The organism is Lelliottia amnigena (assembly GCF_019047465.1).
GTDB lineage: Bacteria > Pseudomonadota > Gammaproteobacteria > Enterobacterales > Enterobacteriaceae > Enterobacter > Enterobacter amnigenus.
Genome location: NZ_CP077236.1, coordinates 2,025,439 through 2,037,070 on the forward strand (window position 1 = coordinate 2,025,439; position 11,632 = coordinate 2,037,070).

Consider the following 11,632-nt stretch of genomic DNA (forward strand, 5'->3'; position numbering starts at 1 on the left):
ACAAGACCCGAAGGAATACCCGTACAAGTCGGCATGCCCCTGCAGAACAGGGGCATAGCTGGATTACAATTGGCTCTTACTGTGGAAACCGTCTTTCACAACGGTGGCATCAATGTTGTCTTTGGTGACTTCAATCGGCGTCAACAGACGGGCGGGGACGTCTTTCAGACCGTTATTTAATGAGGAATCTGCCTTTGGCTGTTGACCATTACCCAACTCAACGGCAATTTCAGCTGCCGTATTGGCGAGTTCAGTGATCGGCTTATATACCGTCATGGTTTGGGTGCCATTAAGAATACGTTTTACGCCAGCCAAGTCGGCATCTTGTCCTGAGATAGCGACTTTACCTGCCAGGCCTTGTGCGCTAAGGGCCTGAATTGCCCCACCGGCTGTTGCATCGTTTGACGCGACGACTGCATCAATTTTGTTGTTGTTAGCGGTTAAAGCGTTTTCCATAATTTTGAGGGCGTTTTCTGGCAGCCAGCCGTCAGCCCATTGGTCGCCTACGATTTTAATTTTGCCGTCATCAATATACGGCTTGAGCACTTTCATTTGCCCTTCGCGGAACAATTTGGCGTTGTTATCAACAGGTGAGCCACCCATTAGGAAGTAATTCCCTTCAGGCACTTTTTTGATCAGACTTTGCGCCTGAATTTCACCGACTTTTTCGTTATCAAAGGAAATATAAAAATCGATATCGGCATTATTAATCATACGGTCATACGCCAAAACTTTAATGCCTTCTTGTTTGGCTTCTTTCACAACATTACTTAACACTTGACCGTTGTAAGGAATAATAACCAGCACATCAACGCCGCGGTTAATCATATTTTCGATTTGCGACATTTGTGTTTCTTCATTGCCGTTAGCCGACTGAACAAAAACAGTTGCGCCAAGAGATTCTGCTTTTTTAACAAAAATATCGCGATCTTTTTGCCAGCGCTCAAGACGCAGATCGTCGATAGCCATTCCGATTTTGACTTCTTTTGCATGGCTCGCAACGCTTGTCAGCAGCAGCGAAGCGCAGATTGTAAGGCACAGGTTTCTTATCTTCATAATTATTATTACCTTTTTCTGTAGGGTAGAGATTCAGAGAGAAAAGGATGATTCTTGTCAGATACGCAGCAAATTCTTAACGGGGAGCGACAAACTAGCAATTACAGATTTTTATCTTCCCATTACGATATTTGGTTTATTTGCGAATTTATGACCGTGATCTGATTTTAAAATGCATAACTTATTCATTACACAACATTCTGGAATAATCGCTGAGGAATCGTTTGCTTGCGTATTATTTTTTTTGGGAGCCAGCGCACGTTTGAGCATTCTCTCAATACCAGTGTGAAATAACGTAATTGAGCAAATCACAATGAATATTCACTATTAGTTTCAGTATCGGTTATTCGCCGCACCTCTTGATTATGGAGTTAAATATGCAAGCTTATTTCGACCAACTCGATCGTGTTCGTTACGAAGGCCCGAAATCCACTAATCCTCTCGCATTTCGTCATTACAATCCCGACGAGCTGGTGCTGGGTAAGCGCATGGAAGATCACCTGCGTTTTGCTGCCTGCTACTGGCATACCTTCTGCTGGAACGGTGCGGATATGTTCGGCGTAGGCTCTTTTGACCGTCCGTGGCAGCAACCCGGCGAAGCGCTGGAGCTGGCGAAGCGCAAAGCGGATGTCGCGTTTGAATTCTTCCACAAGCTGAATGTGCCGTATTACTGCTTCCACGATGTCGATGTTTCCCCGGAAGGCGCCTCGCTGAAAGAGTATCTGAATAACTTTGCGCAGATGGTCGATTACCTGGGAGAAAAACAACAGCAAAGCGGCGTCAAACTGCTGTGGGGCACGGCGAACTGCTTTACCAATCCTCGCTACGGCGCGGGTGCGGCGACCAATCCGGATCCAGAAGTGTTCAGCTGGGCGGCAACGCAGGTCGTGACCGCGATGAATGCCACGCACAAACTCGGCGGTGAAAACTATGTTCTGTGGGGTGGCCGCGAAGGCTACGAAACCCTGCTTAATACCGATCTGCGCCAGGAGCGTGAACAAATCGGCCGCTTCATGCAGATGGTGGTGGAGCACAAACACAAAATTGGTTTCCGTGGCACGTTGCTCATTGAGCCTAAACCGCAGGAACCGACTAAACATCAGTACGATTATGACGTGGCGACCGTCTACGGCTTCCTCAAACAATTTGGTCTGGAAAAAGAGATCAAAGTGAATATTGAAGCGAACCATGCGACGCTGGCGGGGCACTCTTTCCATCACGAAATTGCGTCTGCTATCGCGCTAGGTATCTTTGGCTCTGTCGATGCCAACCGTGGCGATCCGCAGTTGGGCTGGGATACTGACCAGTTCCCAATCAGTGTCGAAGAAAATGCGCTGGTGATGTACGAAATTATCAAAGCGGGCGGCTTTACCACTGGCGGCCTGAACTTTGACGCCAAAGTACGCCGTCAAAGTACCGATAAATACGATCTGTTCTATGGACATATTGGCGCAATGGACACCATGGCGCTGGCGCTGAAAGTGGCGGCCCGCATGATTGAAGATGGCGAGCTGGATAAACGCGTTGCGAAGCGGTATGCCGGCTGGAACAGTGAGCTGGGCCAGCAAATTTTGAAAGGCCAGTTATCGCTTGCTGAGATAGCGAAGTACGCTGAACAGCACAGCCTGGCACCGAGCCATCAGAGCGGTCATCAGGAACTGCTTGAAAACCTGGTGAATCACTACCTGTTCGATAAGTAATCAGCATTGCCCGGTACCCCCTTACCGGGCTTCTCTTTTAAGGAGTCACCGCATGTATATCGGGATTGATCTTGGCACGTCGGGTGTGAAAGCCATACTGTTAAACGAACAGGGCGATGTGTTGGCTACGCAAACTGAAAAGCTGCACGTCTCGCGCCCACACCCGCTATGGTCTGAGCAGGATCCTGAAGAGTGGTGGCAAGCGACGGATCGCGCGATAAAAGCACTGGGCGAACAGCACAGCTTACGGAATGTGAAAGCGCTGGGCATTGCCGGGCAAATGCACGGCGCGACGCTGCTGGATAAAGAGCATCGCGTTCTGCGCCCGGCGATTTTGTGGAACGACGGTCGCTGCGCTGAAGAGTGCGCCATTCTCGAAGAACGCGTGCCGACTTCTCGCGAGATCACCGGCAACCTGATGATGCCGGGCTTCACTGCGCCAAAACTGCTGTGGGTGCAACGTCATGAGCCTGAGATTTTCCGTCAGGTCGCAAAAGTGCTTCTGCCAAAAGATTATCTGCGTTTTCGTATGACCGGTGACTTTGCCAGCGATATGTCGGACGCGGCAGGCACCATGTGGCTGGATGTTGCTCAGCGCGACTGGAGTGAAGCGATGCTCGCCGCCTGTCAGCTTACGCGTCAGCATATGCCTGCCCTTTTCGAAGGCAGTGAAATGACGGGAACATTACAATCGTCTCTTGCCGAGCGCTGGAATATGCCCGCGGTGCCGCTTGTTGCGGGTGGCGGGGATAATGCGGCGGGTGCCGTCGGCGTTGGAATGGTTGATGCCGGTCAGGCAATGTTATCGCTGGGTACATCGGGCGTCTATTTTGCCGTGAGCGACGGTTATCGCAGCAATCCGGAAAATGCCGTTCACAGCTTCTGCCATGCGTTACCGGGTAAATGGCATTTGATGTCGGTGATGTTGAGTGCCGCTTCATGCCTGGATTGGGCTGCGAAGCTCACGGGTTTTGGCGATGTACCGGCGCTGATCGCCGCTGCACAACAGGCTGATGAAAGTGCAGGTGCCGTCTGGTTTCTGCCGTATCTTTCGGGCGAACGTACCCCGCACAACAACCCGCAGGCGAAAGGCGTTTTCTTTGGCTTAACGCATCAGCACGGTCCGGCGGAACTGGCGCGCGCAGTGCTGGAAGGCGTGGGTTTTGCGTTAGCAGATGGCATGGATGTGGTGCACGATTGCGGACTGAAGCCCCACAGCATTACGCTGATTGGCGGCGGCGCGCGCAGCAGCTACTGGCGGCAGATGTTGGCCGATATCAGTGGATTACAGCTGGACTACCGCACCGGTGGCGATGTGGGGCCCGCGTTGGGGGCCGCGCGTCTGGCGCAAATTGCAATGAATCCAGCAAAACCGCTCGCACAGCTGTTGCCACAATTACCGCTGGAGCAAGAGCATCACCCGGATTCCGTGCGTCATGCGCATTACGCTCAACAGCGCGACGTGTTCCGCAAAATCTATCAGCAGCTTCGGCCATTGATGTCGTGATCCCACGTTGTCCCGATGCGGCGTGAGGATGTCCTTTTTTGGTCTTCTCGTCCGTGCGTCTCCTCGTCAGTATAGGGTTACACCCACTGGCGAGGAGAATCACCATGTCACGTACCGCGTTAATCAACATCGATACTCAGCAGTCATTTCATCACCGTGAATACTGGCAGGAAAAAGGTTTCGCTGAGTTCCAGCAGGCGATGCTGGGGCTTATCGAAGGTTGTGAATCTCATGGCATCCCCGTTGTTGATATCTTTCACGTAGACGATACCGGGCCGTTCTCATTGGAAAGCGGTTTCGTTGAGCCAATGTCCTTTTTACGTCATCAGCCTGCGGTAGTTTTCCAAAAACATGTCCATAATGCCTTTACCGATACCGGCCTTGATCATTGGCTGCGTGAGCGGGATATTAATCACCTGATCATTTGCGGTCTTCGGACTGAACAGTGCTGCGAAACCACGGCGCGAGTCGCGTCCGATTTAGGCTATGCCGTCACTTTTGTCAGTGAAGCCACGCTGACATTCCCGATGACGCACAAGGGCATTACGCTGGATACCGATGACCTTCGCCATCGTACTGAAACGGTGCTGGATGGGCGTTTTGCTGAAATCAAAACCGTAGCGGAGACGCTGGAGTCACTTTGATGAGTACCGATGTCTGGTTTGTGATGTTGCCGGGAGTGTTGTCGTTGGACATGACCGGCCCGGCCGAAACCTTTGCGCTGGCGGGCGATGCGTTTCGCCTGCATTTCGTTGGCCCGCAACCAGAAGTGCCGACATCTATTGGCCTGACGATGAGCGGTATCAAACCGTTACCGGAAGCTCTGCCAGCGGGGAGCCTGCTGATTTTGTCGGGCGTCAGCGATTCCAGCCATCAGTTTTCCACACCTCAGGCGCTAAGCATTCAGCATTGGCTGATGCGCCTGCAGCCCGAGATCCATCGGCATCATATTACCGTGATGTGCGTCTGCTCCGGCGCGCTGCTGGCGGCGAAATCAGGTCTGCTTGATGGTAAACAGTGCACCACCCACCACGACGTCATTGGCCGTCTTCGTGCCGCAGCGCCAGGCGCATTGGTCAAAGAGAATCGTATTTTTGTGCAGGACCAAAACATCTGGACCAGCGCGGGTATTACGTCGGGAATCGATCTGGCGTTGCATATGATTAACCGCCTGTGTGGGCCAGAAAAGGCCCTGGCGGTGGCGCGCGAAATGGTGGTTTGGTTCCGGCGTTCAGGAGACGATCCGCAGCTTTCGCCGTGGCTGCGTTACCGCAATCATCTGCATCCGGCCATTCATCGTGCGCAAGATGCGCTGACGGCGGAGCCGCAAAAGGGCTGGCAACTGTCTGATATCGCGGATCTCGCGCACGTTAGCCCACGCCATTTAACCCGACTTTTTCAGGCACATTTAGGCATTAGCGTGCGCGATTATCTTGAACAGCTGCGGCTGGCGGTTGCTGAGCAGTGGCTAGTGCAAGGACGCGGCGTTGAACACGCGGCCACGGCTGCGGGATTTTCGTCACCGCGTCAGTTTCATCGCGCCAGACAGCGTATCGTTAGCTGACAAAGCGGCGCGTATCGACTCGCTGTAACAGCATCGACAGGAGCAAGCTAATCAGTAATGTAGCGGTGAAAATCCATACGATGTCCAACAGCGGCCAGCTTTTAAACTCAACACCTCGCGTGCGCAGGGCGTGGATCACCAGCGCGTGAAAACCGTAAATCCCCAGCGAATGACGTGAAATCAACCCCAGCACCGGGAGTGGTCGCGCGTTTAACGTGTTCTTGACCAGCGTGAGCAGAGAAACCGCGCAGATAAACACCATTGGACCGCAGTACACATACCAGGTATCGGCAAAATTCCCACGCCAGCGCAACTCATGTAATGTCCCACGAGAAATCACAAAAACTGCGGTGATAAATAGTGCGGCACAGAGCCACGTCAGCCATGATTTGCGCGTGTCCATCATGCCGATTGCGCGCCCGAGCAGGCCGTAAATCACGTAGTAAAAGGTGTCACCATTGATATAAAGGTTTATGGGCAGCCACTCAAAACCGCCTATCTTTTGCGAGACAGTATTCGGGTTGGCGAGTACGCCAATGACGATCATGAGCGCCAACAGCATTTTACCCCCCACGTTTTTTACCTGAATCAGCGGTGAGACCAGATAAATCACGACGATGGCGAAGAAAAACCACAGGTGATAGAAAACGGGCTTTTGCAGTAAATTTCTGAGCGACAGTTCGCCGTTGATTGATGTAAAAAGGGTGATATAGAGGAGCGCAATGGCACTGTAAAACAGCAAACAAAGCCCGATGCGCAAAAAATGACGCGGCTGCGCGCTGCGCTCGCCAAAGAAGAGAAAACCAGAAATCATGAAAAACAGCGGAACGCTGACGCGGGACGCCGAGTTCAGAATATTCGCGACGTCCCAGTTTACCGGGCTGATACTGTGGGCATTAGTGATATACCAGGTGGTGGTGTGAATCATCACGACCATCAAACAGGCTATTCCTCGCAAATTATCAATCCAGTTAATTTTTGACTGCATCAGTTCCTCTGTTTATGCGGTAAATATGTTCTGACTCGTATTGTGTTCCAGCCTCTCACTGGATAAATCTGAGTTTGAATTATCGGACTTGTGTGAACATCGCGCTATTCGCAGAATGCGGGTCGATCAGCTATAAAAGCTTTACGATTAAAAATAACAGCCAGAAACCACGGCGGTAATAAAAATGATGATGAAGCGTGCTGCGTCACTGATTGTGATTGTTATGCTTGCAGGATGTGGTTCACAAGAAGAAGCACCGGCGCAAAGAGCGCAAAAAAGTAAAGTCAGCCCAGAACGCTCATTAAATATGGAGCAATTGTGCAAGGACCAGGCAGCACATCGGTACAACACGGGCGCGCAAAAAATTGACGTGACCGGGTTCGAGCAATTTCAGGGCAGCTATGAAATGCGTGGGTATACCACGCGTAAAGAGAGCTTTGTCTGTTCTTTTGATGCGGAAGGGCAGTTTTTACATCTCTCTATGCGTTAACGCGCCTGCGTTCTTGCTGACCAGTGCGCTTGCTGCACTGGCTTGACGCCTTATTTCCCAATTTTCCCTAAACAAACCCGTTTCATACTGTATATCTTGCAGTCAGCGGGTATACTGATCGCTTCCATTCAAAACACACGTATCCAGCACGAAATACTATGCAAAAGTTTGATACCAAGACCTTCCAGGGCCTGATCCTGACTTTACAGGATTACTGGGCTCGTCAGGGCTGCACCATCGTTCAACCTTTGGACATGGAAGTTGGCGCCGGCACTTCACACCCTATGACCAGCTTACGTGCGTTGGGGCCAGAACCCATGGCAACGGCCTATGTTCAGCCATCTCGTCGTCCGACCGATGGTCGTTATGGCGAAAACCCAAACCGCTTACAGCACTATTATCAGTTCCAGGTGGTGATTAAACCTTCCCCGGACAATATTCAGGAACTGTATCTCGGCTCCCTGAAAGAGCTTGGCGTGGACCCGACCATTCACGATATTCGCTTCGTGGAAGATAACTGGGAAAACCCAACGCTGGGTGCCTGGGGTCTCGGCTGGGAAGTGTGGCTGAACGGCATGGAAGTGACGCAGTTCACTTACTTCCAGCAGGTTGGTGGTCTGGAATGTAAACCGATCACAGGTGAAATCACCTACGGTCTGGAACGTCTGGCCATGTATATTCAGGGCGTAGACAGCGTTTACGACCTGGTCTGGAGCGACGGCCCGCTGGGTAAAACCACGTACGGCGACGTGTTCCATCAGAACGAAGTGGAGCAATCCACCTATAACTTCGAATACGCGGATGTGGACTTCCTGTTCACCTGCTTCGAGCAGTACGAGAAAGAAGCGCAGCAATTGCTGGCGCTGGAAACCCCACTGCCGCTGCCAGCCTACGAGCGTATTTTGAAGGCCGCCCACAGCTTCAACCTGCTGGATGCCCGTAAAGCCATCTCCGTGACTGAACGTCAGCGCTACATTTTGCGTATTCGCACGCTGACCAAAGCCGTTGCAGAAGCTTACTACGCGTCCCGTGAAGCCCTTGGCTTCCCGATGTGCAACCGAAATAAATAAGAGGCGGCCATGTCTGATAAAACTTTCCTGGTGGAAATCGGCACTGAAGAGCTGCCACCAAAAGCCCTGCGCAGCCTTGCGGAATCCTTTGCTGCGAACGTAACCGCTGAGCTGGATAACGCTGGCCTGACGCACGGTAAAATCGAATGGTTTGCTGCACCGCGCCGCCTGGCGCTGAAAGTGGCGAATCTGGCGGCTTCTCAGGCGGATCGCGAAGTTGAAAAACGCGGCCCGGCGATTGCCCAAGCGTTTGACGCTGAAGGGAAACCGAGCAAAGCGGCAGAAGGCTGGGCACGTGGTTGCGGTATCACCGTTGACCAGGCCGAGCGTCTGACAACCGATAAAGGCGAATGGCTCCTGTATCGCGCGCACGTGAAAGGCGAAAGCGCAGAGGCGCTGCTGCCAAACATGATTGCAACGTCGCTGGCGAAGCTGCCTATTCCTAAATTGATGCGCTGGGGTGCGTCCGACGTGCACTTTGTGCGTCCGGTTCACACGGTGACCCTGCTGCTGGGCGATACCGTTATTCCGGCAACGATTTTGGGTATTCAGTCCGATCGCGTGATTCGCGGCCATCGCTTTATGGGCGAGCCGGAATTCACCATCGACAATGCCGATCAGTATCCGCAAATTCTGCTTGAGCGCGGTAAAGTCATTGCTGACTACGAACTGCGTAAAGCAAAAATCAAAGCGGACGCTGAAGAGGCGGCGCGCAAAATCGGTGGCAACGCCGATCTGAGCGAAAGCCTGCTGGAAGAGGTGACCTCTCTGGTCGAATGGCCAGTGGTTCTGACGGCGAAGTTTGAAGAGAAATTCCTCGCAGTTCCGGCTGAAGCGCTGGTTTACACCATGAAGGGTGACCAGAAGTACTTCCCGGTTTACGCGGATGACGGCAAATTGCTGCCGAACTTTATCTTCGTGGCGAATATCGAATCCAAAGATCCGATTCAGATTATCTCCGGTAACGAAAAAGTGGTGCGCCCGCGTCTTGCGGATGCGGAGTTCTTCTTTAATACCGACCGCAAAAAGCGTCTGGAAGATCACCTGCCGCGTCTGCAAACCGTTCTGTTCCAGCAACAGTTGGGTACGCTGCGCGACAAGACTGACCGTATTGCGGAGCTGTCCGGCTGGATCGCCCGTGAAATCGGTGCCGACGTGAATCACGCTACCCGCGCAGGTCTGCTGTCCAAATGCGACCTGATGACCAACATGGTGTTCGAGTTTACCGACACCCAGGGCGTGATGGGTATGCACTATGCCCGTCATGACGGCGAAGCCGAAGATGTGGCCGTTGCGTTGAACGAACAGTATCAGCCGCGCTTTGCGGGTGATGATCTGCCGTCTAACCCTGTTGCGTGTGCCGTCGCGATTGCCGACAAAATGGACACCCTCGCGGGTATCTTCGGTATCGGCCAGCATCCGAAAGGCGATAAAGATCCGTTTGCGCTGCGTCGTGCTGCACTGGGTGTGCTGCGTATCATCGTTGAGAAGAACCTGAATCTGGATCTGCAGACCCTCACCGAAGAAGCGGTGCGTCTGTACGGTGACAAGCTGACCAACGCGAAAGTGGTGGATGACGTTATCGACTTTATGCTGGGTCGCTTCCGCGCCTGGTATCAGGACGAAGGTTATACCGTCGACACTATTCAGGCTGTTCTGGCGCGTCGTCCGACCCGTCCGGCAGATTTTGATGCGCGCATGAAGGCGGTTTCGCATTTCCGTACACTGGAAGCCGCGTCAGCGCTGGCTGCCGCCAACAAACGCGTATCCAATATTCTGGCGAAATCCGACGAAACGCTGAACGAGCGTGTTAACGCTGCGACCTTGAAAGAGCCGGAAGAAATTGCGCTGGCGCTGCAGGTTGTGGTGCTGCGTGACAAGCTGGAGCCATTCTTCGCTGAAGGCCGTTATCAGGAAGCGCTGGTGGAACTGGCTGAACTGCGTGAAGTGATTGATGCCTTCTTCGAGAAAGTGATGGTAAATGTTGAAGATAAAGAGCTTCGCATTAACCGTCTCTCTATGCTCGAAAAATTGCGCGAGTTATTCCTGCGCGTGGCGGATATTTCGCTACTGCAGTAATTCATGTCACGTTAAAAAACCCGCCTCTGATGGCGGGTTTTTTTATGGCCCCTTATTCGATCGCGATCAAACCGATCTCGGTTTTTAGCCAGCGCAGTGCTTTCAGTGTGTCGGCAAAGTAGTCGATCAGCTCGCAGAGTAAGTCTTCCATCACGATAGCCGATTTTGGCTGAAGTGAACCGTTTATCAGTAGCTGGGTGATTTCCTGGTGGTAGCGTCCCAATTGTGTCGCATCAGGTTTAAAGGCTGGCGTGCGAGAAGGTAGGTCTTCTACGGTCAGATTCTCTTTTAAATATTCGGGAATGGGATCGAGGAGTGTCTGTTGCAGCAGTTCCAGACAGGTGGAAAGTCGTGCGCAAAGCGCCATTTATGTTCGGAATCTTCACTCTCGACTAACGCCTCTGTGAAGCGTTCACAGTTATCAGTCAGCTCGATAAATTCGGTGCCATGGTTGAAGGGAAGGGTGAATAACGAGTGAGTCGCAGATATAACAATAAACCTCAGTGAGTTGCGTTTTAACCACCACCAGAGGTTCCAATCTCATAGCGGCGGAACCGAACAGGGTTGGAACTACTGGCCTCACTGACACCAGCGCGCTTTACAGCGCCCCCGCCCGGCCCACCATTGAGATGTAGCAGGCCGCACGACACAAAAAAGCGGTGTCGCCAGTGAAGTGAGTCAGGGTTCCAATCCTGACACCTGATTTTGCAGGTGTGGGGAGAACATACTGCTGACTGAAGCGGGCGACAATCGATATTGTCTATGCAGATGAAGATCTTACCATTTCTGGAAAGATGCTCGCAAAATTTAGCGCGTTAGGGATGAAAAATAGAAAGGCTTTTAAACACAAACCCCCGCAATTGCGGGGGCGATACGAATCTATCTTTAAAGACTATGCGCTTAGCGTTGGGGCCGCCTGTATCAGACGCATCAGCTTTAACTCGGTCATAGAGGGTTTAACACGTTTTGATTCCCACTCTTGCACCGTCGCCACGCTGACACCCATTTCTCTTGCAAAATCAATAGTCTTCAGTCCTGTCCCTTTGCGCAATCGCTCAAATTCTGTAAAGGGATTGGATTTTTGGGACAGGGTTACTGTTTGCGACAGATCCTTAAAAACGATTTGTTCCAGGCTGGTTAACAGCTCAAACATTGTATCTTTAGATTCCATTAAGAAC

At 52.1% G+C, this 11,632-nt stretch carries 10 protein-coding genes and 1 pseudogene; 7 read left to right on the forward strand and 4 right to left on the reverse strand.

What is annotated here, in order from left to right; genetic code table 11:
* Nucleotides 1–63 precede the first annotated feature (63 nt).
* On the reverse strand, nucleotides 64–1,056 hold the full coding sequence (gene xylF / locus I6L74_RS09490; protein ID WP_059180438.1) for a D-xylose ABC transporter substrate-binding protein: 993 nt from the start codon (nucleotides 1,054–1,056) through the stop codon (nucleotides 64–66).
* A 377-nt stretch (nucleotides 1,057–1,433) separates the two neighbouring features.
* On the opposite strand from xylF, the gene xylA reads away from it, so the two are divergent.
* From xylA to I6L74_RS09510, 4 genes are all read left to right on the forward strand, one after another.
* Nucleotides 1,434–2,756 (forward strand): xylose isomerase, encoded by a 1,323-nt coding sequence (gene xylA, locus I6L74_RS09495; RefSeq protein WP_011915422.1) that lies wholly within the window; start codon nucleotides 1,434–1,436, stop codon nucleotides 2,754–2,756.
* 52 nt (nucleotides 2,757–2,808) lie between these two features.
* Nucleotides 2,809–4,263 (forward strand): xylulokinase, encoded by a 1,455-nt coding sequence (gene xylB / locus I6L74_RS09500; protein ID WP_059180437.1) that lies wholly within the window; start codon nucleotides 2,809–2,811, stop codon nucleotides 4,261–4,263.
* A 104-nt stretch (nucleotides 4,264–4,367) separates the two neighbouring features.
* Nucleotides 4,368–4,907, forward strand: coding sequence for an isochorismatase family protein (locus I6L74_RS09505; protein ID WP_059180436.1), 540 nt, complete (start codon nucleotides 4,368–4,370; stop codon nucleotides 4,905–4,907).
* The gene (locus I6L74_RS09510) at nucleotides 4,907–5,827 is read left to right on the forward strand and encodes a GlxA family transcriptional regulator (protein WP_059180435.1); all 921 of its coding nucleotides are present in this window, start codon (nucleotides 4,907–4,909) and stop codon (nucleotides 5,825–5,827) included. The genes I6L74_RS09505 and I6L74_RS09510 overlap by 1 nt, the downstream gene beginning before the upstream one ends.
* Here I6L74_RS09510 and I6L74_RS09515 read toward each other — a convergent pair.
* Complete coding sequence (locus I6L74_RS09515) at nucleotides 5,820–6,815, reverse strand: acyltransferase (protein WP_059180434.1); 996 nt, start codon at nucleotides 6,813–6,815, stop codon at nucleotides 5,820–5,822. The genes I6L74_RS09510 and I6L74_RS09515 overlap by 8 nt on opposite strands.
* Nucleotides 6,816–6,999: 184 nt before the next feature.
* Between I6L74_RS09515 and I6L74_RS09520 the strand changes: the two genes are divergently transcribed.
* The 3 genes from I6L74_RS09520 (at nucleotide 7,000) to glyS (ending at nucleotide 10,454) form a co-directional block, all read left to right on the forward strand.
* Complete coding sequence (locus tag I6L74_RS09520) at nucleotides 7,000–7,305, forward strand: YsaB family lipoprotein (RefSeq protein ID WP_059180433.1); 306 nt, start codon at nucleotides 7,000–7,002, stop codon at nucleotides 7,303–7,305.
* Nucleotides 7,306–7,463: 158 nt separating this feature from the next.
* Nucleotides 7,464–8,375: a glycine--tRNA ligase subunit alpha gene (gene glyQ / locus I6L74_RS09525; protein WP_011915428.1), complete on the forward strand. Its 912-nt coding sequence runs from the start codon at nucleotides 7,464–7,466 to the stop codon at nucleotides 8,373–8,375.
* Between the two features lie 9 nt (nucleotides 8,376–8,384).
* Nucleotides 8,385–10,454, forward strand: coding sequence for a glycine--tRNA ligase subunit beta (glyS, locus tag I6L74_RS09530; protein ID WP_059180432.1), 2,070 nt, complete (start codon nucleotides 8,385–8,387; stop codon nucleotides 10,452–10,454).
* Between the two features lie 52 nt (nucleotides 10,455–10,506).
* Here the strand turns inward: glyS and I6L74_RS09535 are convergent.
* Nucleotides 10,507–10,943, reverse strand: a pseudogene (locus tag I6L74_RS09535) (hypothetical protein).
* 403 nt (nucleotides 10,944–11,346) lie between these two features.
* The gene (locus I6L74_RS09540; RefSeq protein ID WP_059180431.1) at nucleotides 11,347–11,625 is read right to left on the reverse strand and encodes an HTH-type transcriptional regulator; all 279 of its coding nucleotides are present in this window, start codon (nucleotides 11,623–11,625) and stop codon (nucleotides 11,347–11,349) included.
* Nucleotides 11,626–11,632 lie beyond the last annotated feature (7 nt).